This is a genomic window from Bradyrhizobium stylosanthis (assembly GCF_001641335.1).
Lineage (GTDB): Bacteria > Pseudomonadota > Alphaproteobacteria > Rhizobiales > Xanthobacteraceae > Bradyrhizobium > Bradyrhizobium stylosanthis.
Genome location: NZ_LVEM01000001.1, coordinates 1,195,061 through 1,217,918, shown reverse-complemented (window position 1 = coordinate 1,217,918; position 22,858 = coordinate 1,195,061). Strand labels below are relative to the sequence as shown.

Genomic DNA, 22,858 nt, shown 5'->3' with positions numbered 1-22,858 from the left:
CATCATGGACACCGGGATCAACGACGAGCGTCGCACTGTCCTTCTCGGTGGAACGGCGCTGGCGACCGCTTCGGCCGTGGGGGCTTTGGGCCTCTTCCCGTCGTCGGCATTCGCGCAGGGTGGAGCGTCTGGCGGCGCATTCACCGGGGCCGTCGATTCTCGGATCGGCAGGATCGATCTGACGATGGGACTGCCGGCGAACGCCGAAGTCGAGCGCAAGATCTACGACGAGATGGATTTCCAGCGCGCCTGTCAGGCCTACATCTGGGCGATACCGATCGTGGCGATGAACGAATGGAAGCGGGCTCACCTCGGCCCGATCGGCGCAAAACTGGGCGATCTGGTCCTCTACAACAACTACAAGGACAAGCTCGGCATTCTCACGGCGAACTTCACCACGCCCTACATCATCACGTTCCATGACCTGTCGGGCGGTCCCGTCGTGATCGAGGAGCCGGCCGGCGCCTTCGCCGGGATGGTCCTCGACTTCTGGCAGCGCCCGGTCGCCGATCTCGGACAAGCCGGTCCGGACAAGGGTCAAGGCGGCAAATACCTGATCGTCGGCCCCGGCCAGGAACCGCCGAAGGTCGAGGGCTACTACGTCATTCCATCGCGGACCAACAACGTGTTCATCGGCATCCGCGTGCTCGAACCGGGCGAGGACAAGCTGAAGTTCGCGATGGAGAATTTCGTGATCTATCCGCTCGCGCAGCGGGACAACCCGCCCAAGCAGCGCAAACTAACCCCGGAAGGCAAGTCGTGGTCGCAGGTGCAGCCGCGAGGGCTGAAATACTGGGAGAGTCTGAGCGAGATCATGCAGCAGGAGCCCGTCGAGGAGCGGGACCGCATGATCACCGCCATGTTGGCGCCGCTGGGGCTGGAGAAGGACAGGCAGTTCCAGCCCAACGAACGTCAGTCCAAGCTGCTCACCGAAGGCGCGCTGATGGGCGAACTGATGTCGATGAACATCTCCTACGCCAAGCGGTTCGAGAATTCGTACTACAGGCCCGATACGAAATGGGCCTACGTGATCATGTTCGATCCGGGGCAGGAGAAGAAGAACTTCAGCGAACTCGACGAACGCTGCGACTACTTCTACGAGGCCGTGACGTCCTCCAAGGGCATGGTGAGCAGCACGCCCGGCATCGGCCAGGCCTATCTCGGCGCCTACAAGGACAAGAACGACCGCTGGTTCGACGGCGGCAAGACCTACAAGCTAAGCGTTCCCGCCAACCCGCCGGCCAAGCAATTCTGGTCGCTGACGATCTACGACACCTACGATCGCGTCGGGATCGACAACAAGACGCAGAACGCGGACCTGTCCTCGCGCGACGAGGGCCTGCGCAAGAACCCGGACGGCACCATCGATCTCTACGTCGGGCCATCTGCGCCGGCCGGCTACGAAAAGAACTGGCTGCAGACCAATCCCGGCAAGGCATGGTTCGCCTATTTCCGGCTCTACGGGCCGCTCGAGCCGTACCTTGACCGGAGCTGGAAGTTGCCGGATTTCGAGCTAGTGGCGTAACCGACACCATCGTTCCGCAACCAGGCTCCCATCAGCAGGCCCAGCGCCGTCTCCCTCCGCTCCGCATGCGCGTCGCGTTCCAGCGCCTGCCGCAAGGTCTCGCCGGCGCCGACCATGACGGCCACGCGAGTTGACAACCTTCGCCTTCCTAGAACCTAGAACGGGATGTCGTCGTCCATGTCGTTGTTGCGGCCACCGCCGCCGGCGGCAACGGGACGGCGCGGTGCGCTGCTGACCGGACCGGAGGAGCCGAAATCGCCGCCCGGCTCGTCGCCGAAGCTGCCGCCTCCCCCGCCACCGCCGCGGCCGTCAAGCATCGTCAGGGTCGAGTTGAAGCCCTGCAGCACGACTTCGGTCGAGTACTTCTCGGCGCCCTGCTGGTCGGTCCATTTGCGGGTCTGCAGCGCGCCCTCGATGTAAACCTTGGCGCCCTTCTTCAGGTACTGCTCGGCGACCTTGCAGAGCCCTTCGTTGAAGATCACGACGCGGTGCCACTCGGTCTTTTCCTTGCGCTCGCCGCTGTTCTTGTCGCGCCAGGTCTCCGACGTCGCGATGCTCAAATTCGCGATCGGCCGCCCGTCCTGGGTGCGGCGGATTTCAGGATCCTTGCCGAGATTTCCAACCAGAATGACCTTGTTGACGCTTCCCGCCATCGCCGCTCTCCACTCCAAATGCCACTGAATTCATGAGGCCGGGCCGCGCCCCGCGGTCCTCTGCAACCTGTTGAGGCGACCCTATACGCTTGCGCGGACCGGTCGGCCCATGGCCCCTCCACTTATCCCCACATATAGCATCGGCCCCCACGATGTTCCAGATTTGTTCTGCAATTGCAGTCGCTGCCGCGCACGCAGAACAAGCCGCGACCGTGGATCGGAATTGACTGCACGGATGGAACCTTTCGAGGTTCCCGTGAACATCGAAAAACCTCTTAACATTCATCAAGTTAGACGCGGCACAGATGGTTTCGGACTGTTGCATTTCGGAGACGGACTCTGCTTCCCCGCGACGTTACGCTCTCCCCTGGAATTGTTTCATATGGGCGTCGCGCCTGACTGGCCGCTTCGGGGATTTCAAGAAGCGGACCTAAACTTGGGGAGACTGCAATGAAGAAAATTCTGATTGGTGCAATTGGCATGGTCGCGCTGGGCCTGTCGGCTCCGGCGAGCGCGGCGGACCTCGCTGCGCGTCCCTACACCAAGGCTCCGCCCCCGATGGTCGCGGCCATCTACGACTGGAGCGGTTTCTACATCGGCATCAACGGCGGCGGCGGTAGCAGCCACAAGTGCTGGGACTTCGTCACTCCCGTGACCGGCGTTCTCGTCGGCGAAGGTTGCCACAACGCGGTCGGCGGCACGGTCGGTGGACAGGTCGGCTATCGCTGGCAGTCGGCCAATTGGGTGTTCGGCCTGGAGGGCCAGGGCAACTGGGCCGACTTCTCCGGCGACAACACCAGCTTGACGTTCGTCGGCACGGGCCTTCGCGACCGTTCCAAGATCAACGCGTTCGGTCTGTTCACCGGCCAGATCGGCTATGCCTGGAACAACGTGCTGTTCTACGTGAAGGGCGGCGGCGCGGTCGTGAACGACCGCTACCGGAGCTACGACGTCATCACTGGTCTGGAATTCGACCGGTCCAATGAGACCCGCTGGGGCGGCACTGTGGGCGCAGGCCTCGAATTCGGCTTCGCACCGAACTGGACCGTCGGCGTCGAGTACGACCACATCTTCCTCGGCAACCGGACCATCGGCTTCACCGGTTCTGGCAATTTCGGGATCGCCCCGCTCGGCGTCGCCACGCGCTCCGAGCGCATCAGCCAGGACGTCGATATGGGCCTCGTCCGCCTGAACTATCGCTGGGGCGGTCCGGTCATCGCGCGGTACTGATATCCCTCTGATATCCCTGGGAGAAAGGCCGGCCTCGCGCCGGCCTTTTTCGTTGCGGCGGGGTTCCATGGGGACAGTCGGTCAGCGATTATGACGTTTTGGGACTGTTGTGGCTTTTTGGGTACACAACTTGCGGCTTCGCTGGTGTATGGACGTCACCAGTTGGACCACAGCGTCCGCTGTCCTTCCGTTGAGGGAAGGCAACAACAGAAACTGGGACTGGGATTAGGTTGAAAATGAAGAAGGTTTTGTTGGCTTCGGCCTGTTTGTTCGCTCTGGCTGCCCCCGCGTCGGCGGCTGATCTCGCGGCTCGCCCGTACACCAAGGCTCCGGTGGCCGTGGCTTCGGTCTACAACTGGACCGGCTTCTACCTCGGTGTCGTCGGTGGCGGCGCTTGGGAAGACTCGGGCTCCCCCCGTATGCAGGGTGGCTTCGTCGGTGGCACCGCCGGCTACAACTGGCAGACCGGCAACGTCGTGTTCGGCCTCGAGGCGGATGCCGCCTGGGCTGACGTCAACGCTTCGGTGACCGGCGCGACCGTCGTCCCCGGCTTCGGCGTCGTGACCGCGACCGCCAGCTCGAAGACCGATGCCATGGGCACCGTGCGCGGCCGCATCGGCTGGGCCGTCAACAACGTGCTGCTGTACGGCACCGGTGGTTATGCCTGGATCGACAACAAGATCACCCTCTCCGCGCTCGGCGTGAGCGTTTCGGACAGCAAGTTCCACTCCGGCTGGACCGTCGGTGCGGGCGTCGAGGCGTATTTCGCTCCGAACTGGACCGTCAAGGGCGAATACCTCTATCGCAGCCTCGGCGGCGAGACCTACTTCTCGGGCGCCCTGCCCACCGGCACGCTCAACTTCCACACCGTGCAGGTCGGCGTGAACTATCACTTCAACGGCCCGGTCGTCGCGAAGTACTGAGCTTCGTCTCCGACGCACCATCGTTACGAAAGGCCGGCCTCGCGCCGGCCTTTTTGTTTTTGCGCGCGTAGCGATAGACGCCAGCCGGTCACACCCATTTTCCGGGAGCTGTGGCGCACGAGTGACACAACCTTAGGATTCAATGATGTAAGGTTGCGGCATTCGTTTGGGTCGTAGCGTCCGCTGCTCTTCCTGTGGAAGGCAGCCAAGTGAAATGGAACTGGGGAATTCAGATGAAGAAGATCTTGCTGGCCTCGGCCAGCCTGTTCGCACTCAGCGCGTTGACACCGGCCTCGGCGGCCGATCTTGCGGCCCGCCCCTACACCAAGGCTCCGGTCGCCGTGGCCTCGATCTACAACTGGAGCGGATTCTACATCGGTGGCAACGCCGGTGGCGGCTCCAGCCACAATTGCTGGGATACGACTGCTGTGGTCGGCGTGGCAGTCCCCGTCACGGCTGAAGGTTGCCACAATGCGACCGGCGCAATCGTCGGCGGCCAGATCGGTTATCGCTGGCAGTCCGCCAGTTGGGTGTTCGGCCTCGAAGCCCAAGGCGATTGGGCTGACCTGAAGGGCTCGAACACCAGCTCGCCCGCCGCTTTCTTCCCGCTGGTGAACAACACCAAGATCGACGCCATTGGCCTCTTCACCGGCCAGGTGGGCTACGCCTGGAACAACGTGCTCTGGTACGTGAAGGGCGGCGCGGCCGTCACCCACAACAAGTTCAGCGGCACTCTGGCTGGGGTCACGCTCGACACCGCCAACGAAACCCGTTGGGGCGGCACCGTGGGCACCGGCATCGAGTTCGGCTTCGCTCCGAACTGGTCGGTTGCCGTCGAATACAACCACCTCTTCATGGGCAAGCACACCGACAACTTCACCTTCCTCGGCGTGAACACCCGCAGCGACAGCATCAAGCAGGACGTGGACATGGCCACGGTTCGCGTGAACTACACCTTTGGCGGCCCGGTCGTCGCCAAGTACTGAGCGTCGCTCCGACGCACTCGCGTTACGAAAGGCCGGCCTCGCGCCGGCCTTTCTGCTTTGCGGGCATGGTCCGGTGCAGTTCCTGCTGCCAGATGCCGCCAGAGCGCCAACATTCCGTTGACGATTCGCAACTCCCTCTGGAAATCCGCCTCCGTTCTTCCTACGTTCGCCGCCATACCCATTGGCGCCGATCCCGGTTCCGGGCGAAGCGCGCCTTTTTTTGTTGGCGCGATTGCGCACCTTTGGGCTTCCTTGAGGGCAACTCGGATGGATGAAGTGATCAAGGCGAAGCGCCAACAACAGAACGCCGGCTCCAGCCAGCGCGCAATTACGATCCGCGGCGCACGCGAGCACAACCTCAAGAACATCGACGTCGAGATTCCCCGCGACAAGCTGGTGGTGTTCACCGGCCTCTCCGGCTCCGGCAAATCCTCGCTCGCCTTCGACACCATCTATGCCGAAGGCCAGCGCCGCTACGTCGAGTCGCTCTCGGCCTATGCCCGCCAGTTCCTCGAGATGATGCAAAAGCCCGACGTCGACCAGATCGACGGCCTGTCGCCGGCGATCTCGATCGAGCAGAAGACCACCTCGAAGAACCCGCGCTCGACGGTCGGCACCGTCACCGAGATCTACGACTACATGCGCCTGCTCTGGGCGCGCGTCGGCGTGCCCTACTCGCCGGCCACGGGCCTGCCGATCGAGAGCCAGACCGTCTCGCAGATGGTCGACCGTGTGCTGGCGCTGCCCGAGGGCACCCGCCTCTATCTGCTCGCCCCGGTCGTGCGCGGCCGCAAGGGCGAGTACCGCAAGGAGCTCGCCGAATGGCTCAAGAAGGGCTTTCAGCGCGTCAAGATCGATGGCACCTTCCATGAGCTGGCGGAGGCACCGACCCTCGACAAGAAATTCCCGCACGACATCGACGTCGTCGTCGACCGCATCGTGGTGCGCGCCGACATCGGCCAGCGCCTCGCCGAAAGTTTTGAGACCGCGCTGAAGCTGGCCGAGGGCCTTGCCGTCGTCGAGTTCGCCGACGCGCCGGCGGCCGCGCCCGCCGAGGAAAGGAAGAAGACCGCCAAGATCCACGACAAGAGCGGACCCGAGCGCATCCTGTTCTCGGAAAAGTTCGCCTGCCCGGTCTCCGGCTTCACCATCCCCGAGATCGAGCCGCGCCTGTTCTCGTTCAACAACCCCTATGGCGCCTGCCCGGCCTGCGGCGGTCTCGGCGTCGAGCAGCATGTCGACGAGGATCTCGTCATTCCCGACAAGGAGCTGTCGCTGCGCAAGGGTGCGATCGCGCCCTGGGCCAAGTCGTCCTCGCCCTATTACGAGCAGACGCTGACCGCGCTCGGCAAGCACTACAAGTTCACGGTCGACACCAAGTGGAAGGACCTCGCCAAGAAGACGCGCGATGCGATCCTCTACGGCTCCGGCGAGGACGAGATCAAGTTTTCCTACCAGGACGGCGTGCGCTCCTACGACACCAAGAAGCCGTTCGAGGGCGTCATCACCAACATCAACCGCCGCTATCGCGAGACCGAGAGCGAGTGGGCGCGCGAGGAACTCGCAAAATATTTCCACGACGTGCCCTGCGGGGGCTGTAACGGTTTCCGCCTCAAGCCCGAGGCGCTCTGCGTCAAGGTGGGCGGCAAGCACATCGGCGAGATCTCGGAGCTGTCGGTCAAGAAGGCCGGCGAATGGTTCGAGGGCGTGCCGGAGGCGCTGAACAAGCAGCAGAACGAGATCGCCGGCCGCATCCTCAAGGAGATCCGCGAGCGCCTGACCTTCCTGCTCGACGTCGGCCTCAACTATCTGACGCTGTCCCGCTCGTCCGGCACGCTGTCCGGCGGCGAGAGCCAGCGCATTCGCCTGGCCTCGCAGATCGGCTCGGGCCTGACCGGCGTGCTCTACGTGCTGGACGAGCCCTCGATCGGGCTGCACCAGCGCGACAACGCGCGCCTGCTCGACACCCTCAAAAGGCTGCGCGACCTCGGCAACACCGTGGTCGTGGTCGAGCATGACGAGGACGCCATTCGCCTCGCCGACTACGTGCTCGACATCGGCCCCGGCGCCGGCATGCATGGCGGCAACATCGTTGCCGAAGGCACGCCCGCCGAGATCATGCGCAACCCGAAATCGCTCACCGGCAAGTACCTCACCGGCGAGCTCGAGGTCGAGGTGCCGGAGCGGCGTCCGCCGAACCATCGCCGCACCATCAAGGTGGTGAACGCGCGCGGCAATAACCTCAAGAACGTCACCGCCGAGATTCCGCTCGGCCTGTTCACCTGCGTCACCGGCGTCTCCGGCGGTGGCAAGTCGACGCTGCTGATCGACACGCTCTACCGCGCCATCGCCCGCAAGCTGAACGGCGCCAGCGAAGGCGCCGCCCCGCACGACCGCATCGAGGGCTTGGAGCATATCGACAAGATCATCGACATCGACCAGTCGCCGATCGGCCGCACCCCGCGCTCGAATCCGGCGACCTATACCGGCGCCTTCACGCCGATCCGCGAATGGTTCGCCGGCCTGCCCGAAGCGAAGGCGCGCGGCTACGAGCCCGGCCGCTTCTCCTTCAACGTCAAGGGCGGCCGCTGCGAGGCCTGCCAGGGCGACGGCGTCATCAAGATCGAGATGCACTTCCTGCCCGACGTCTACGTCACCTGCGACGTCTGCAAGGGCAAGCGCTACAACCGCGAGACGCTGGAGGTTCTGTTCAAGGGCAAGAGCATCGCCGACGTGCTCGACATGACCGTCGAGGAAGCCGCCGAGTTCTTCAAGGCGGTCCCGCGCGTCCGGGAAACCTTCCAGACCCTGCACCGGGTCGGCCTCGACTACATCCATGTCGGCCAGCAGGCCACGACGCTCTCAGGCGGCGAAGCCCAGCGCGTCAAGCTGGCAAAAGAGCTGTCCAAGCGCGCCACCGGCCGCACGCTCTACATCCTGGACGAACCGACCACCGGCCTGCACTTCCACGACGTCAAGAAGCTCTTGGAGGTGCTGCACGAGCTGGTCGCGCAGGGCAACACCGTGGTCGTCATCGAGCACAATCTCGAAGTCATCAAGACCGCCGACTGGGTCATCGACCTCGGCCCCGAAGGCGGCGACGGCGGCGGCGAGATCGTCGCCTGGGGCCCCCCGGAAGACATCGCAAAGGCGCCGCGGAGCTATACGGGCAAGTTTTTGGAGCCGGTGCTGAAGAAGGCCAGGAAGCCGAAGCGGCGGAGCACGAGCGAGGCGGCGGAGTGACTGATCAGCTATGCTCCCCGCAGAATGATTCTAGCAATCTTTGCTTGAATAAGAGCGGTTAGCTGTTGAGTGCTGCTAATCCCACGTAGTTCTTGGCGGTTTATGACGATGATCTTCACGTTATCGGCTATCAAGGCGTTGTGGATCTGCTGGTGAGCCGCATTTAAGTCGGCAGCATCTCCCGTTATGCCATTTGCCGCGATTAGAAAACCAAATTCCAGGTGACGAGAGCGAACCTTGTTAATGAAATAGACGACCGCATCACTGCCAACTGGATGCACCCAATTCTTGCATTCAAAGAGTAATATATTTGGTAGGAACGGCAGACCGTTGGCGACGCGGTCGTTCCAAAACACCAGATCGATTTCCTCACTCCCGTTCGCGACGACCACATTTCGATCTAGGAGTTTGACCCCCGGATATTTCTCGAACACGTATCCGAGAAGCCCCTCTAAGGCCTGTCCTTTCGCGTGCGCAGTTGCGGCGGCATCACCCGACGTGAACGCAGTGGCAATTCGCTGACCCGAGATCGCAGCCACGGGTTAAGCACCCGTATGAACGAATCTGTTGCGCGCTTCTATGAGGCGCCTCGCCAGATTGTTTTCGGAAACTAAGTCAAAGAGAGTGTTCAAAGAAACGATAAATACATATCCTGACGTCGCTATTCTTACCGCTATCTCGTCGGACGCCTCCGGCGAAACCAGCACCCCAGTACGTATCCCCGCCGCAGACATATAGCGCTCCATCTGCTCGATTGCGCGCTCGTATCCGGCCCCTTGAATGCGTCTCCTAACTTCCACGAGTAATGCAGGACCTAAGCCAGTATTAGATCGAGGCAGCCAAGCTACAACGTCAGGTCGAAAATGGTCGGCGATCTGAGGTTCTACCGCGACGTTTGCGCCCGTGATTTCTAACGCATTTGCAACGGCCCTCTCCAATTCGCGCTCGGAAAGGCTGACCAAATCTACACCCGCGCGGATTCTATCTACCTCCGCTCGTCGGTTCTTCCGAGGGCGTGGTGCCTTGGACTCATCAAGAGCCGAAAACAATGGCGGCCGTTCTGCCAATCGCGGCGGCCTAACGGCGCGCTCCGTCGGAAGGCTAAGACGCTTCAGGAAGGCGTCCAAATGGAAGCGCAAGACACTTTCACTATTTGCGGCTCCAAGCACGTGGGGGTAGCTGGCTAGCCCGAGCGGAATTAAACTCGCCTGCTCAGCGATGATAAAGATCGGCCGGTTGAGGCCGACCGCGACCCCTAGTTCAAATAAGACGTTCTCTACCCGATTTCTGCTGCCACTATACTTCTCAAGCAACATGCCACATACGAAGTCGGCCTTCTCAACTCGCCTTCTCAATACATCTGGCGCACTTTCCCCAGAGGGGGGCAACATCGCCACATCCTCAAAGCTCACGTTCAGGCTTCGCAGTGTAGACCGAGCAACAGTGACATCCACCGTTGAAGGGGCAATCAAATAGCAACTGATCTTTTCACGCTGAACCAATGACGTCCTCTTGGCGCAAGCTCCCATCTAGGTACATCCTACATGATTAGTGCAACTTGTTCGACATGAATTCCGACTGCGGATAGCCAACGTCTCTCCATGCCTTACGCCCTCGCCATCTTCGACCTCGATGGCACGCACGCCGACAGATTTCCGTGGTTCGTGCGCACCATCAACGACGTCGCCGACCGCTTCGGCTTTCGCCGTGTGAGGGATGAGGATGTCGAGGGGCTGCGGCATGCTTCAACACGGGAGATTCTCACCCGGCTTGAGGTACCCTGTGGAAGCCGCCACTGTTCTTCCCATGAGACAGGCGGGTCGCGCTTCGTGAACTCGCCCAACGAACCCGTAGACTCTGGAGGAAAACCGACATGTCCGCCAGCCTCGTGCAGACCTACCGCGCCTTCGCCCATAACAACGCCTGGGCCAACCATCGCTTGCTCGCCGCCTGCGCCGCACTGAGCCAGTCGGAATTCGAAGCCCACCGCACCGGCTTCTTCCCGAGCCTGCAGCGCACGCTGAACCACATCTACGTCATCGACCACTTCTATATCGATGCGCTGGAGGGCGGCTGGCTCGGACCACGGGCTTGGGCGAACGAGGTGCCATACCCTTCCCTCGCCGGACTGAAGCCGGCCCAGGCCGCCATGGACAAGCGCCTGCTCGCCATCTGCGACGCGCTTACGCCCGAGTTGCTCGACGGCATTGTCCGGATCAACCGCGACACGAGCGTCCAGACCGAACGCCGCGACCGGCTGCTCATGCATCTGTTTCAGCATCAGATCCATCATCGCGGACAGGCGCACGCGATGCTGTCCGCAACCAGCGTCGCCCCGCCCCAGCTCGACGAGTTCTTCGCGGCGGGAGAGGCGCCGCTCAGGGCCGCCGAGTTCGCCGAGCTCGGATGGACCGAGGCGACCGTGTGGAAGGCCTAGCGCGCTTCCCAAAGAACTGCGCGACCGCGCTCCGAACAATCATGCCCCGCTCAGTTCAGGAATTCCGGCGGCACATGGTCGGTCAACCACACGCCGTTGTCCGCACGGTAGAACTTGAGACCTTTCGCATGCATGCCGCCCGCATCGACCCTGAAGATGTGCGGCTTGCCGTGGCGCTGCCCGACCCGCTGCGCGGTCGCCTCGTCGGAGGACAGATGCACCTGTTGGCGCGCCTGCGGCTTCAAGCCCTCGCCAAGGATCGCATCGACGAACCGCGTCGCCGTGCCGTGGTACAGGATCGAAGGCGGCTCTCGCGGCGGCAAGCCGAGCTCCACCGCTACGGAGTGTCCCTGAGCGGCCCGGATCATCAGCCCGTCCGCTGACAACGAAAATCTCTTCTTGTCGCTGCTTGCGACGACGCCGAGTAGGTCGGCGCGGTCAAAAGTCGTCCCCGCCGCATTGGCTTTTTCAACCAGTTCGTCGATATTGACCCAACCCTCGGCACCGAGCGTCAAGCCGATCTCATCGGGCTTGTGTCTCAGCACGAAGCTGAGGAACTTGCTAAGTTGGACCTGATCGACCGGCATCTGTGTCTTCCTGTTTCACTCTTGTAACATCCGGCCGCTTGGCTCGACCACCCCGCCTCCATGCCCTACTCCCTCGTCATCTTCGATCTCGACGGCACCCTCGCCGACAGCTTTCCGTGGTTCCTGCGCACCATCAACGACGTCGCCGACCGCTTCGGCTTTCGCCGCGTCGCCGATGAGGACATCGAGCCGCTGCGGAATGCTTCGAGCCGCGACATCCTCACCCGGCTTGAGGTCCCCTTGTGGAAGCTGCCGGCGATCGCGCGGCATGCGCGGCGGCTGAAGGCGGAGGCGGCAGCGGAGATTTCGCTGTTCGCGGGCGTCGAGACGATGCTGCGGACGCTGACTGAGAACGGCGTACAGCTCGCGCTGGTGACGTCGGACAGCGAAGCCAATGCGCGCGAGAAGCTTGGACCGGCCGCGGCGCTGTTTTCGCATTTCGACTGCTCCGCCTCGCTCTTCGGCAAGGCCGCGAAATTCCGCCGGGTGATCCGTCGCGCCGGCGTGGACCCCGCCCAGGTGATCGCGATCGGCGACGAGGTCCGCGACATCGAGGCGGCGCGCGCGGCGGGCATCGCCTGCGGCGCGGTGTGCTGGGGCTATGCGGCTCCGGCAGCGCTGCGGGCGCTTGCGCCGGATCACATGTTCGGACACATACGCGACATTGCGGAGACATTGTGCGGAACGTAGGGTGGATTAGCCCTGCAGAGGCGCGAAGCGCGTCTGCAGGGCGTAATCCACCACTGTGCGCATCCGCGGAGACAGAAGAGGTGGGTTACGCCCGCGGACTGCGCTTTGCGCAGCCGCAGGCTAACCCACCCTACGACCTCTTCGGGGAGACGTCGATGACACTCACGGACGCGAGCCGACTCAAGCTGCTGGAGCCGCCGGCCGGCCGGTTGCGGGTCGTGCTCGATACCGACACCTATAACGAGATCGATGACCAGTTCGCGCTGGTGCAGATGCTCTTGTCGAAGGACCGCTTCGCGGTTGAGGCGATCTATGCCGCGCCGTTCTTCAACGCGCGCGCGGACAGTCCCGGCCACGGCATGGAGCTGAGCTATCAGGAGATCCTGCGCCTGCTGGATCGCCTCAACGTCGCGCCGGAAGGCCTGGTTCACCGCGGCGTCACCGACTATGTCGGCCCAGGCAAGACGGCGCGGACGGCACCCGCCGTCGATGACCTCATCGCCCGGGCGCGTGCCGGCTCGCCCGACCATCCGCTCTACGTCGTTGCCATCGGCGCGATCAGCAACGTCGCTTCTGCGCTGCTGAAGGCCCCCGATATCATCGACCGTATCGTCGTGGTCTGGCTCGGCGGCCATGCGCTGGAATGGCCCCACACGGTCGAGTTCAATCTGAAGCAGGACGTCGGTGGCGCGCAGGTGCTGCTCGACAGCGGCGTGCCGCTCGTCCTCGTCCCGTGCATGGGCGTGACCTCGCGTCTCCATTCGACTGTGCCGGAGATCGAGCGATACGTCGAACCCCACGGCAGCATCGGCGCGTTTCTCGCCATGCGCTTCAAGGAGTATTCATCCGATCACATGGGCTGGGCCAAGGAAATCTGGGACATGGCGCCGGTCGGCTGGCTGCTGAATCCCCTGTGGGCGCCGAGCGTGGTCATCCCGGCCCCGGTGCTCACCGATCAGATGACCTGGAGCGTCGATCGCCGGCGGCATCCGATCCGCTACGTGACCTATGTGGACCGCAACGCGATCCTGAAGGATTTCTTCGTGAAATTGCGGGATTTCGCCGCGGCGAAAGTGCCGTAGCCCTGATGAGCGCAGCGACATCCGGGAGCGTCAGGGAATGAGGATGGCGCGGTCCCGCATGTCGCTACGCTCATGCGGGCTACGAACTACGCGGCGGCTCGTGCTTCTCCATCGTAACCGCGATGCGCTCCAGAAACGTGTTCATGCGGCGGGTTTCGATCAGCTGCTGTTCGTAAAGTTCGATCAGGGACGCGCCCGATTTGCCGCGCGCCTGCATCCCGTTCCGTCGCGAAAACCAGAACCAGAATCCGATCAGCGCCACAAACGGCAGCCACGACAGCGCCAGTTCGACCATCCACTTTTCCATCAGACACGTCTCCACGTCCGCCGCTCGCGAGTCGGCGCATGACAACAATCCTGGATAGCATCTGTCGGCGGAGAGCAACATCCGGTTCGATGCCGGGCCCACGGCATGCCGTCCGGTAGCCCGGATGAGTGCCGTAGGGTGGGTTAGTCCTGCGGCTCCGCGAAGCAGAGTCCGCTGGCGTAACCCACCTCTTTCGTTTCCGCGGTGAAAGAGGTGGTGGGTTACGCCTTCGGCTAACCCACCCTACGCAACCGCCCCCTACTCCGTCCTCCGCAGGAACGCGCCGAACGCGCGCGGGCCGTCGCCGGTCTTGACCTCGCCGATCACCTTCAGCTCGGCCACATCGATGATATGGAGCGTGTTGCTCTCCCAGCAGGCGACGATGATGCGCTTGCCGTCGGCAGTCGCATTGATGCCTTCGGGATAGTCGCCGACATTGATGCGCTTAACCGGCTTGAGGCTGGCGACGTCAAACACGCTGACGGTGCCGCCATACTGGTCCGTGACGAAGCCGCGGCCTTGCGCCAGCGCCACCGCATAGGGGCGTATGCCGACCGGCACGCGGCCGATCTCGCGGCCTTCCGCGAGGTCGATCACCGAGACGTCGTCGGAGCCGACATTGGCGGTGTAGGCGCGCCTGCCGTCGGCATCGATGGTGACGCCGAACGGGCGGGTACCCACCTTGATGCTCGCCTTGCGCTGGCGCGTCGTGGTGTCCACGACCGAGACGCTGTCGTCGTCGCGGTCCGCCGAGAGCAGCAGCTTGCCGTCAGGGGTCACCGCAAGGCCCGACGGCGAGGCGCCGACCGCGATGCTGGCCGTGACGCTGCGCGAGGCCGCGTCGATCACCCGCACCGCCGCCGCATACCAGTCGGCGACATAGACCGTCTTGCCGTCGGGTGACACCGCAATGCCGAGCGGCCCGCCGCCGACCTCGATGCTGCCCGCGACCTGCCGCGTGGCAGCGTCCACCACGGTCACCGCCTTGGCGTCGGGGCTCGTCACATAGGCAAAGCGTCCGTCCGGGCTGACGGCGACCCCGGCCGGCTTGCCGCCGATCGGGATGGTCGCAACGCTGCGCGATGTCGCGAGGTCCACGACCATCAAATCGTCGCTGAGCTGATTGGTGACGAACGCTTCCTCGGCGGAGGCGCCGCCCGGACAAGCAAGACTGGCGGCAAGCGCCGCCAGGACCAGGATCCGCACGGTCAGCTTCCGCTCTCGATCTTCTTCTTCAGCGCGCCGAGGCCGGTCTGATAGAGCCCCTTCACCGCCTTGATCGCGGCCTCGTCGTTCAGCTCCGGCGGCGGATCGTTGTTGGGAAAGCCGCGGTAGAACGCACCGGCCCATTCCAGCGTCGAGCCCTTGCCGTCGGCGCTCGGCGTCACGGTCAGCGTCGAGGAATAATTGGTGACCGGCAGCACCTTCACGTCGACATTGGTGATCCGGTAGGAATAGGTCATGGCGGCGGCGTCGAACTTGTAGAGCTCCTCGTCCACGGTGGCGCCGCCCGTCAGCGTCAGCTTGCGCGTCGCGCCGATCTCGTTGCCCTTCTCGCCTTCGGTCTTGGTGACCGGCGGGAGCCAGCTCATGTCCTGGAAATTGCCGATCGCCGCCCACACCTTGGCCGGAGCCGCGTTGATCTCGATGGATTCCCGTACCTTCTGCCGGGTCGGCCCATGGGCCCAGGCGGCCGTCAAGGCCATCCCCGCCACCGCCAGCGCCGCCACCCCGGCGGTCGCCGTTCCGATCGTTATCCTCATCTCGTTTCCTCATCCTTGAAGCTTGCGCGACTTGAGGCGCGCTGGGGGCATCGTAGCGCATTTTTCGACCATGGGGAGACCGGTTCGTGGCGCGGCTGTGGCGGGCGCATTCCGGTCCCGACACCATTGCTTGGGTTGCCCACCGGGCAAAACACCAAGGTCGCGGTCAATGCGCCCAAGTCAAAACAATTCGCTTTACGCGAATTCGGAATTATCGCATGTTGCAGCCATCCCAGCCCGGTCCGAGGGGCGTATCGCGATCGTCACGACACGCGGGAGGGGACGTGGTGGACGCAGGCGGCGTCGGCGCGAAGGCGGTTGCAGGGCGGATCACTCCGTGAGCGACGGCATGCGCGCACACGACCGGTGCAGCCTGCGTACGGCAAAATCGTGTGGTCCTGGCGCCCGGGGTCTGTGCGCCAAGTCCTGCGGTGATGCTGCGGCCCAACCGGGCCCGCAACATCAGCCATCCGCGGGGCGACGGGGGCAATAGTGCATCGCTCCCCGGGGAGATCACGACATAAGCCGTCAACCCACTGCGCAGGGAAGGCCGGATGTTGGGCTTCACCTGTATGCCGCTGTGCACGCTTTCTCGTAGCGCGATTTTCGCACAGTGGACCGCGGGTGCCAGCCGGCACCCGGCCTTCCCTGCGCCCTCGGCACTTTCGGGGGCCACAGCCAACGCACAGCTCGGGCGGAATGGGCCGCGAGAATGCGAAACCGTGGGCGCGATCTGGATAAGAAATGCGGGATGGATTTGACACTCGTGCCCCGGACGCAGCGCAGCGTCACTTCGACGGTGCGCTGCAGAGCCTGGGCCCATGCAGCAGCGTTCCCTGGCGCTTCCTGGGGTCCCGGCTCTGCGCCGCACCGCTACGCGCTGCGTCGCGTCCGGGACACGAGTGAGAGGAGTGCCGCTGCCCCACACGCCGTCGTTGCGCTCGCAAGGACGATGGACAGATTCCAGCGGAGTCCCAGCCAGAACATATCGGGAACGCAACCCCCACGAAAGCTGCATTTGAGAAATATTGGGAAACAAACAGCAACAAACTCGGTCTACGTGTCTCTCATGCGCTCCCGGATCTGAGATTGCAGCCCAGGACGCGGCCGTCCGACCGTCGGCTGGCATGAGGCCAGCTTCCCAACCTCGCGACCCCGCAATGATTGAGGGACGTCCGGGATCGTCAGAAGCCGCGAGGAGTGCGCGATGGTATCGACCTATTTCAGCTACAATTACATCTCGCACCACCTCAAGCAGTCCCTGACGCGGGTCGAGCAGCAAGCCGACATCGCGAAAGAGGCTGCTTATTACAAAGCCAACATCGGCAAGGTGAAGACCGTCGATGATTTCATGAAGGACTACCGCCTTTATCACTATGCGATGAAGGCATACGGCCTCGAAGACATGGCCTACGCCAAGGCCTTCATGAAAAAGGTGCTGGAGAGCGACCTCTCCGACGGCACGAGCTTCGTCAACAAGCTGGTCGACAAGCGTTACCGGGAGTTTGCCGCGGCATTCTCCTTCAACGGCACTGAAAAGCCGGTTGCGCAATCGGAGGACCAGACCGACGAGATGATCGGCCTGTACACGGCGACGATGAAGAAGCAGGTCGATGCGCTGACCGATGCATCCAACTACTACAGCTCGAAGATCGGCAGCATCACCAGTGCCGACGATATCCTGAACGACGATCGTCTTCGCAACTACGTCTATTCGGCATTCGGGATCGACGAGAGCAAGTGGACGCGCGACACCATAAGCCAGGTCCTGCGCAGCGATCCATCCGACCCGAACAGCTATGTCAGCACCACCTTCACGTCTCAGTTGAGCGGCCTCAACGCCCAGCTCACGCAAGCCAAGTCGGACGTGACCGCCACCAATACCAAGATCGCCGACTACACGGCCCAGCTTTCGCAACCCGGCGCCGACGTGAATCAGTTGAACGTCCAGATCCTGGTCGAAAAATATCACCTGGAAACATACACCAAGAGCGTATCCAGCCTCACCGACCAGATCGCGGGGATCGGCAACCTCGTCGACCTCGCCGGCGCGTTCGAGTTTCTGCCTGACGGGTCGCTTCCGCCGGGCCAGTCGGCCCAGACTGCCGCAAATATCACGCTCACGAAGCAGTGGTTCGACGACAGCAAGTCCGAGGTCTATGCGGCGGCGAGCCCGCTGAGCGAAGCCCTGGCGATCACGCAATTCAGAACGGCCGTCGTCAAGGTGAATTCCCTCCAGGCGTTCGTATCGACGCCGACCGTGTACAATTTTGCGCTGGGCTCCGTCGGCCTCGATCCGGCAAAGGTCTCGAAGGACACCATCAAGGCTGTGCTCGAGAGCGATCTCACCGATCCCAAGAGCTTTGTCTACAAGCTCAAGGACAATCGCTACGTCGAGCTCGCGCGCGCCTTCAACTTCGACGCAAAGGGCAATCTGACGACGCCGCTCGTGGCCCAGGACCCGGCAAAAGTCCTCGATATTGCGAAAGACTACGTCATTGCGGTGGTGAGAGGGGCAAGCACCAGCGAGCAGAAAGCCGTTCGGGAACAGGCCCAGAAGGACGCGACGGCCTATCAGGAAGCCATCGGCGGCGTCGACAGCGTTTCCGAGCTGCTTGCGAACCGGAATTTGATCAATTTCGTTCTCATCGCCAAGGGTCTGGACCCCAAGAAGGTCAGCACCGAATATCTGAAGAAGATCTTCGCCTCCGACCTGAACAATCCCAAGAGCTTCGCGAACACTGAGACCGATCCGCGCTTTGCCGAAATCGCGTCGTCGTTCAATTTCGACAGCAAGGGCAACGTCGCGCGCCTCCCGATGATGGGACCGCAGAAGCAGACTCAACTTCGGGAAACACAAGCGAACTATCTGCAGCAAAGCCTGGAGCAGCAGCAAGGGGATGCGAATCCCGGCATCCGCCTCGCGCTCTACTTCCAACGCAAGGCGGGAGAGATCACGTCCGCATACGACATCCTTGCCGACAAGGCGCTTTCGGAGGTGTTCAGAACCACCTTCAATCTGCCTGACTCAATGGCCGCCATGCCGATCGATCAGCAGGCCAAGTTCGTGGACAAGTTCATGAAGATCAAGGATCTGTCCGACCCCGCGAAGGTCGAGAAGCTGCTCGGGCGGTTCTCCGCCATGTACGACATCCGGAACAGCGACAGCGTCGGTCAGGCACAATCTCCCCTGCTCAACCTCTTTCAGGGATCGGGCTCGGGCTTGAGCGACTCCACGTACCTGGCGATTGCCAAGCTGCGTTCCAGCCCGCGATGATCACGCGCCGAGCCTAGCCCAACACCTCGAGCACCAGCTCCATGGTCATCAGCACGGGATTGTCGCCGCGGATCAGTCGGCCCTGCGCGATGCCGCCTGTGTAGTCGATCAGGGCAACGTCGAGCGTGGCTTCGAGCGTGCCCGCAGCGCCCGGCGCGATCGCGCCGGACGTTATCGCGAGCTCCGTCGCGAACGGCTCGGTCACGCCGCCATGGGTGAAACGCGCGCCGATGGTCGAGCCGACGCCGCCGTGAATCCTGGCGCGCGAGATGCCGCGCGCGCGGCAAAAGTCTTCGAGGCAGCCTGCAAAGTCCTGGTTGGGGCGCAGCCGCAGCGCGAAGGCGCGGCTCGTCGTGCGCGCGCCGCTGCTTGCGGCGGCCACCGGGCCGAACAGCTTGAAATTGGTCTCGACATCGGGCTCGGCGGTGAACATCGCTCCGTCGAGACCGAAAGCCTCGACCTCGAACGGTTCGGCCACGATGGTCTCGTCCGGCAGCATGTGGCCACCGCTCGCCTTGCCGTCGGCCTCGGTCCACAGCCCATGACAGTGAAAGAACGGCGCACCGTCGCGCGTGCCGAGCGTCATGCTGCCGAGCGAGGTGCGTGTGATGCCCCCCGGCCGGTAGGTGTCGCTGTAGAACGCGGCATTCTCACCGGTTTTGGACAGCGCCGGCATGACATAGCCGAACGGGCCGAGCGCACCGCGTTCGAAATTCAGCACGCCGCCGGCAAAGCCCTCCGCCGCGAAGCCGCGTCGCGCGGCCTCCAGCAGCGGCACACCTGCCTGAAGCGTGAAGGAGAAGGCGCGTCCCCTCGCCTCGACCGATTGGATGCGCTCTGCGACGGGCGCGCCCGGCTGCTTGATACTCCGCATCGCGTCCGCTCAGCCCGCTTTCGTCTTGTCGAGGTCGAGCAGCCCGCGCGCCTCGAGCTCGTCGCGCACCATGCGCTTCGGCACCTTGCCATAGCCGGATTTCGGCAGCGCCTCCCAGAAGAAGAAGCGCTTCGGCATCTTGTAGCGCGGCACCTTCGGCGAGAGGAACGCCGCCATCTCGGCCTCGCTCACGGCCTTGGCGCCTTCGCGGGGAACGCAGACGGCGACGCCGACCTCGCCCCAGGTCGCGTCGGGCACGCCGAGCACGGCCACTTCGCCCACCGCGGGATGCGTCAGGATCTTCTCCTCGATCTCGCGCGGATAGATGTTGGAGCCGCCGGAGATGTACATGTCGGAGGCCCGCCCGGTGATGTAGAGGAACCCCTCCTCGTCCATGTGGCCGAGATCGCCGGTGCGGAACCAGCCGTTGCGGAATGCCTTCGCATTGGCTTCAGGATTGTCGTAGTAGCCGGCGAGCACCGCGGGCCCGATCACGCAGATCTCGCCGCTCTGGTTCGCGTTGAGCTCGTGGCCCTCGTCATCCTGGATCGAGACCTGCATGCCGGTGCGCTCGAAGCCGCAGGTGCCGACCTTGGCGTAAGGGCCGTCCTCGGGATCGTGCAGCGCCGCCGGCAGCACGGTGATGTTGCCGGTGACCTCGCCAAGCCCGAAATACTGCACGATGACCTTGCCGAGCTTCCTCAGCGCGGTCTTCTGATCCTCGCGATACATCGGCGCGCCGGCATAGATCACCTGACGCAGCGAGGAATGATCGTATTTGTCGACGGCGGGATGCTCGACCATCATCTTGAGGATGGTCGGCACCGTGAAGAGATTACCGACCCGATGCCTCTCGATCAGGCGGAACGCCTCGTCGATGTCGAATTTCTCGGTCGGCAGCAGCACGGTGCAGACGCCACGCGCGGTCTGCACCAGCTGATGCACGCCGGCGCCATGCGAGAGCGGCGCCACCACCAGCGAGGCATCGGCCTCCGTCACGCCGGGCGTGAGATCGGCGAGATGATTGGTGACGACAAAACCCATCTGGCCGTGGGTCAGCACCGCGGCCTTGGAGCGGCCCGTGGTGCCGGAGGTGAAGAAGAACCAGCAGGGATCGTCGTGCTCGACCGCGACGTTCTCGACCACGCGACCTGCCTGCGCGGCGATGGCCTCCGCAACCGAATTCTCGGCGAACGCGGCCTTGCCGTCGATGCTCCAGGTGAACGCGAGCGCGCCGCCCTTCACGACCGCGGCATGCTCGGGGAAATCGACATGGCACAGAAACGCCTTCGCGCCGGAGGCTTCCGCGAGATAACTGACTTCGTCTGGCATCAGGCGAAAATTGGTCGGCACCCAGACCGCACCGAGGCGGAACGCGGCGAACATCGAGACAAACATCTCGTCGCCGTTCTTGGAATGGACGAGGATACGGTCGCCTTTGGCGATGCCGCGCGCGGCGAGCGCCGCCGCCAGCGCCGAGACCTGCGCATCGACCTCGCGCCAGGTCCAGGATCGGTCACCCCAGACGAAGCCGGGACGCGCCCCGTGCCGCCGCGCATTCTGGGTCAGCATGTGAGCGAGATTCATGACGCGGCGGGACATGCGCAGGGGCTGCATCGGGCTTCCTTTGGGAGCGCGGACGGCGCGCAGGCCGTCCGCTCATTTCGGCCCATTTATCGCCATCGCGAGCGCCCCTGCAAGGCCGCGCGCCGCACACCTGCCCTACGGCTGCTTGAACGCGAACGGCGTCGCCGTGATCGCCTTTTCCTTGACGCAGGCCTGCGCGCCGAAGCCGCCGCAATAGCTCCCGTGCAGGTCGAAGCGGATGGTGCGCGCAGCCCCGCGCTTCACCGGCGGCGCCACGATCCTGTAGCTGCGGACATAGCCGTCGAACACGGGGCGTATGCTGCCGTCCGGCAGCGTCACCAGGATGGTCATGACGCAGCCGCCGGTTCCGCAATAGGTGGTCTCGCGGTCCCCGCATTTGGTGTCGCGGAAATCGACGATGTAGTCGTCACGGCCATCGCCGGTCAGGTCGAGCTTGCGCACAGTGTCCGGTGCGAACGTGACCGCGCCGCCATCCTGGCTCTCGCACTCCTCATTGGCGTAGTGCAGAGCCTTCTGCACGCCGGGTGGATAGTCAGCGGGATTGAAGGGCCTTGCGTCGTCGGCGCGTGCAGCCGTGGCAAGGATCGTCAACAGGAGCAGCCAATATCTCATTCGCGTTGGTCGTGCGCGAGCCTGCAATCGTTCAGGGAATTTTAAACATGATCAGCGCAACGTTCACAAGTTCTCGCGTACAGAGTGCCGCATCATGGTCAAAGCGCCCGCCCTCCTCCTGTTGTCGCTGGCGCTCGCCGGGTGTGCCGCCATGGGTCCGCAAGCCCACCTCGCCTCCGACCCCGCCTTCACGCCTGCGCGCTACGCCTGGGATGGCGCCGGCGAAAATCCCAATCAGCCGCGTGCTGCCGCGGGGGCATCGCGAGCCACGCGTGCCGGCGCCGAGCGGGGCAAGTCACAAGCCGGACTTCAGCCCTATTCCAGGGAATGGTGGCAGGCCCAGGACGGCATCGAGGCCGAGCAGGACGCGAGGGTCAACCGCTCCCTCGTCATCTGCCAGGGCTGCCTTCCTACGCAGCCGCAGGCGGAAGATTCCAGACTCGCCAAAGCGAGCGATTGAACCGAACCGCCTTCACGCTGGTCTACAGAGATGCGCGCCGGCTCCCGGCCCGCCGCCATGCGCCATCATCTCAGGGACATCTCATGCTCACCCGCCGCTGCTTCGTCGCCATCGCCCTGCTCGCCGGCATCTCGTCGGCGTTGGCCGAGACCGCTGCCCCCGCCGATCCCGTCGCCATCCTGACCGCGATCTACACCCGCGCCGCCAAGGGCAAGGGCGATGGCGGCGGCGCGTTCATCATCGAGAACAAGGCGGCCAAGACGAAATATCTCTCCAAGGCGCTGGTCGCGCTCTGGGCCAAGGCTGATGCGCATACGCCGAAGGGCGACGTCGGTCCGGTCGATTTCGATCCGGTGACCAATTCGCAGGAGCCGGACGTGAAGTCGTTCAAGGTTGACGCCGAGAAGATGGAGGCGGACAAGGCGATCGTTGCCGTCACCATCACCGGCCACCGCAACGACCGGAAACCCGCCGACCTGATCGTGCGTTACGACTTCGTACGCGAGGCCGGCAGCTGGCGGATCGGCGACATCAGAGGCTCCTCCGACGGCGAAGCCTGGTCGATCCGCAAGATGCTGACGGACTCGCTCAAGAGCTGACT

21 protein-coding genes and 1 pseudogene are annotated in these 22,858 nt (G+C 63.6%); 12 read left to right on the top strand and 10 right to left on the bottom strand.

The features are described from left to right. Positions 1-4 precede the first annotated feature (4 nt). Positions 5-1,525: a DUF1254 domain-containing protein gene (locus tag A7X65_RS06030; protein ID WP_156527657.1), complete on the top strand. Its 1,521-nt coding sequence runs from the start codon at positions 5-7 to the stop codon at positions 1,523-1,525. A 155-nt stretch (positions 1,526-1,680) separates the two neighbouring features. Here A7X65_RS06030 and A7X65_RS06025 read toward each other — a convergent pair whose 3' ends face one another. After that, on the bottom strand, positions 1,681-2,178 hold the full coding sequence (locus A7X65_RS06025; protein WP_063683369.1) for a single-stranded DNA-binding protein: 498 nt from the start codon (positions 2,176-2,178) through the stop codon (positions 1,681-1,683). Positions 2,179-2,628: 450 nt separating this feature from the next. Between A7X65_RS06025 and A7X65_RS06020 the strand changes: the two genes are divergently transcribed. From A7X65_RS06020 to uvrA, 4 genes are all read left to right on the top strand, one after another. Continuing rightward, complete coding sequence (locus A7X65_RS06020; protein WP_063683368.1) at positions 2,629-3,408, top strand: outer membrane protein; 780 nt, start codon at positions 2,629-2,631, stop codon at positions 3,406-3,408. Between the two features lie 236 nt (positions 3,409-3,644). Next, positions 3,645-4,331 (top strand): outer membrane protein, encoded by a 687-nt coding sequence (locus A7X65_RS06015; RefSeq protein ID WP_063683367.1) that lies wholly within the window; start codon positions 3,645-3,647, stop codon positions 4,329-4,331. 233 nt (positions 4,332-4,564) lie between these two features. Next, positions 4,565-5,317, top strand: coding sequence for an outer membrane protein (locus A7X65_RS06010; RefSeq protein WP_063683366.1), 753 nt, complete (start codon positions 4,565-4,567; stop codon positions 5,315-5,317). A 267-nt stretch (positions 5,318-5,584) separates the two neighbouring features. After that, a complete protein-coding gene (uvrA, locus tag A7X65_RS06005) occupies positions 5,585-8,560 on the top strand; it encodes an excinuclease ABC subunit UvrA (RefSeq protein ID WP_063683365.1) in 2,976 nt (991 codons plus the stop codon). Positions 8,561-8,568: 8 nt separating this feature from the next. On the opposite strand, the gene A7X65_RS06000 is transcribed toward uvrA, so the two are convergent. Both A7X65_RS06000 and A7X65_RS41505 read right to left on the bottom strand, forming a co-directional pair. Continuing rightward, a complete protein-coding gene (locus tag A7X65_RS06000) occupies positions 8,569-9,099 on the bottom strand; it encodes a restriction endonuclease (protein WP_063683364.1) in 531 nt (176 codons plus the stop codon). A 3-nt stretch (positions 9,100-9,102) separates the two neighbouring features. Further along, entirely contained in the window at positions 9,103-10,062 is a 960-nt protein-coding gene (locus A7X65_RS41505) for a hypothetical protein (protein WP_156527656.1), read from the bottom strand. 99 nt (positions 10,063-10,161) lie between these two features. Here A7X65_RS41505 and A7X65_RS41500 point away from each other — a divergent pair. Both A7X65_RS41500 and A7X65_RS05995 read left to right on the top strand, forming a co-directional pair. Next, a pseudogene (locus A7X65_RS41500) lies at positions 10,162-10,341 on the top strand (HAD hydrolase-like protein); the annotation flags it as partial. Positions 10,342-10,433: 92 nt separating this feature from the next. Continuing rightward, on the top strand, positions 10,434-10,997 hold the full coding sequence (locus tag A7X65_RS05995; RefSeq protein WP_063683363.1) for a DinB family protein: 564 nt from the start codon (positions 10,434-10,436) through the stop codon (positions 10,995-10,997). 50 nt (positions 10,998-11,047) lie between these two features. On the opposite strand, the gene A7X65_RS05990 is transcribed toward A7X65_RS05995, so the two are convergent. Beyond that, entirely contained in the window at positions 11,048-11,584 is a 537-nt protein-coding gene (locus tag A7X65_RS05990) for an RNA 2'-phosphotransferase (protein WP_063683362.1), read from the bottom strand. A 60-nt stretch (positions 11,585-11,644) separates the two neighbouring features. Here A7X65_RS05990 and A7X65_RS05985 point away from each other — a divergent pair, with 60 nt between their 5' ends. Both A7X65_RS05985 and A7X65_RS05980 read left to right on the top strand, forming a co-directional pair. Beyond that, on the top strand, positions 11,645-12,274 hold the full coding sequence (locus tag A7X65_RS05985; protein ID WP_063683361.1) for an HAD-IA family hydrolase: 630 nt from the start codon (positions 11,645-11,647) through the stop codon (positions 12,272-12,274). Positions 12,275-12,429: 155 nt separating this feature from the next. Next, positions 12,430-13,356, top strand: coding sequence for a nucleoside hydrolase (locus A7X65_RS05980; protein WP_063684819.1), 927 nt, complete (start codon positions 12,430-12,432; stop codon positions 13,354-13,356). A gap of 79 nt (positions 13,357-13,435) precedes the next feature. Here A7X65_RS05980 and A7X65_RS05975 read toward each other — a convergent pair whose 3' ends face one another. The 3 genes from A7X65_RS05975 to A7X65_RS05965 all read right to left on the bottom strand — a co-directional run bounded on the left by A7X65_RS05975 (position 13,436) and on the right by A7X65_RS05965 (position 15,426). Then, complete coding sequence (locus A7X65_RS05975; RefSeq protein ID WP_245323287.1) at positions 13,436-13,651, bottom strand: hypothetical protein; 216 nt, start codon at positions 13,649-13,651, stop codon at positions 13,436-13,438. Positions 13,652-13,921: 270 nt separating this feature from the next. Continuing rightward, the gene (locus A7X65_RS05970) at positions 13,922-14,869 is read right to left on the bottom strand and encodes a YVTN family beta-propeller repeat protein (RefSeq protein ID WP_063683360.1); all 948 of its coding nucleotides are present in this window, start codon (positions 14,867-14,869) and stop codon (positions 13,922-13,924) included. 2 nt (positions 14,870-14,871) lie between these two features. Continuing rightward, positions 14,872-15,426, bottom strand: coding sequence for an SRPBCC family protein (locus A7X65_RS05965; protein WP_063683359.1), 555 nt, complete (start codon positions 15,424-15,426; stop codon positions 14,872-14,874). Between the two features lie 1,207 nt (positions 15,427-16,633). On the opposite strand from A7X65_RS05965, the gene A7X65_RS05960 reads away from it, so the two are divergent. Next, entirely contained in the window at positions 16,634-18,703 is a 2,070-nt protein-coding gene (locus A7X65_RS05960) for a DUF1217 domain-containing protein (RefSeq protein WP_063683358.1), read from the top strand. Between the two features lie 13 nt (positions 18,704-18,716). On the opposite strand, the gene A7X65_RS05955 is transcribed toward A7X65_RS05960, so the two are convergent. The 3 genes from A7X65_RS05955 to A7X65_RS05945 all read right to left on the bottom strand — a co-directional run bounded on the left by A7X65_RS05955 (position 18,717) and on the right by A7X65_RS05945 (position 21,797). Then, positions 18,717-19,577 (bottom strand): PCC domain-containing protein, encoded by an 861-nt coding sequence (locus A7X65_RS05955; protein WP_063683357.1) that lies wholly within the window; start codon positions 19,575-19,577, stop codon positions 18,717-18,719. A gap of 9 nt (positions 19,578-19,586) precedes the next feature. Then, positions 19,587-21,194: an acyl-CoA synthetase gene (locus A7X65_RS05950; RefSeq protein ID WP_063683356.1), complete on the bottom strand. Its 1,608-nt coding sequence runs from the start codon at positions 21,192-21,194 to the stop codon at positions 19,587-19,589. Between the two features lie 105 nt (positions 21,195-21,299). After that, complete coding sequence (locus A7X65_RS05945; protein WP_063683355.1) at positions 21,300-21,797, bottom strand: hypothetical protein; 498 nt, start codon at positions 21,795-21,797, stop codon at positions 21,300-21,302. A gap of 94 nt (positions 21,798-21,891) precedes the next feature. Between A7X65_RS05945 and A7X65_RS05940 the strand changes: the two genes are divergently transcribed. Next, positions 21,892-22,257 carry a hypothetical protein gene (locus A7X65_RS05940; RefSeq protein ID WP_063683354.1) on the top strand — a complete coding sequence of 122 codons (366 nt, stop codon included), beginning with the start codon at positions 21,892-21,894 and terminating at the stop codon, positions 22,255-22,257. Positions 22,258-22,340: 83 nt separating this feature from the next. Continuing rightward, the gene (locus A7X65_RS05935; protein WP_063683353.1) at positions 22,341-22,856 is read left to right on the top strand and encodes a DUF3828 domain-containing protein; all 516 of its coding nucleotides are present in this window, start codon (positions 22,341-22,343) and stop codon (positions 22,854-22,856) included. Positions 22,857-22,858: the final 2 nt, after the last annotated feature.

Bases quoted from the DNA above. Each gene is read 5' to 3' on its own strand.
- A7X65_RS06030 (WP_156527657.1), top strand. From the start codon at position 5: ATGGACACCGGGATCAACGACGAGCGTCGCACTGTCCTTCTCGGTGGA.
- A7X65_RS06025 (WP_063683369.1), bottom strand. From the start codon at position 2,178: ATGGCGGGAAGCGTCAACAAGGTCATTCTGGTTGGAAATCTCGGCAAG.
- A7X65_RS06020 (WP_063683368.1), top strand. From the start codon at position 2,629: ATGAAGAAAATTCTGATTGGTGCAATTGGCATGGTCGCGCTGGGCCTG.
- A7X65_RS06015 (WP_063683367.1), top strand. From the start codon at position 3,645: ATGAAGAAGGTTTTGTTGGCTTCGGCCTGTTTGTTCGCTCTGGCTGCC.
- A7X65_RS06010 (WP_063683366.1), top strand. From the start codon at position 4,565: ATGAAGAAGATCTTGCTGGCCTCGGCCAGCCTGTTCGCACTCAGCGCG.
- uvrA (WP_063683365.1), top strand. From the start codon at position 5,585: ATGGATGAAGTGATCAAGGCGAAGCGCCAACAACAGAACGCCGGCTCC.
- A7X65_RS05995 (WP_063683363.1), top strand. From the start codon at position 10,434: ATGTCCGCCAGCCTCGTGCAGACCTACCGCGCCTTCGCCCATAACAAC.
- A7X65_RS05990 (WP_063683362.1), bottom strand. From the start codon at position 11,584: ATGCCGGTCGATCAGGTCCAACTTAGCAAGTTCCTCAGCTTCGTGCTG.
- A7X65_RS05985 (WP_063683361.1), top strand. From the start codon at position 11,645: ATGCCCTACTCCCTCGTCATCTTCGATCTCGACGGCACCCTCGCCGAC.
- A7X65_RS05980 (WP_063684819.1), top strand. From the start codon at position 12,430: ATGACACTCACGGACGCGAGCCGACTCAAGCTGCTGGAGCCGCCGGCC.
- A7X65_RS05975 (WP_245323287.1), bottom strand. From the start codon at position 13,651: ATGGTCGAACTGGCGCTGTCGTGGCTGCCGTTTGTGGCGCTGATCGGA.
- A7X65_RS05965 (WP_063683359.1), bottom strand. From the start codon at position 15,426: ATGAGGATAACGATCGGAACGGCGACCGCCGGGGTGGCGGCGCTGGCG.
- A7X65_RS05960 (WP_063683358.1), top strand. From the start codon at position 16,634: ATGGTATCGACCTATTTCAGCTACAATTACATCTCGCACCACCTCAAG.
- A7X65_RS05955 (WP_063683357.1), bottom strand. From the start codon at position 19,577: ATGCGGAGTATCAAGCAGCCGGGCGCGCCCGTCGCAGAGCGCATCCAA.
- A7X65_RS05950 (WP_063683356.1), bottom strand. From the start codon at position 21,194: ATGCAGCCCCTGCGCATGTCCCGCCGCGTCATGAATCTCGCTCACATG.
- A7X65_RS05945 (WP_063683355.1), bottom strand. From the start codon at position 21,797: ATGAGATATTGGCTGCTCCTGTTGACGATCCTTGCCACGGCTGCACGC.
- A7X65_RS05940 (WP_063683354.1), top strand. From the start codon at position 21,892: ATGGTCAAAGCGCCCGCCCTCCTCCTGTTGTCGCTGGCGCTCGCCGGG.
- A7X65_RS05935 (WP_063683353.1), top strand. From the start codon at position 22,341: ATGCTCACCCGCCGCTGCTTCGTCGCCATCGCCCTGCTCGCCGGCATC.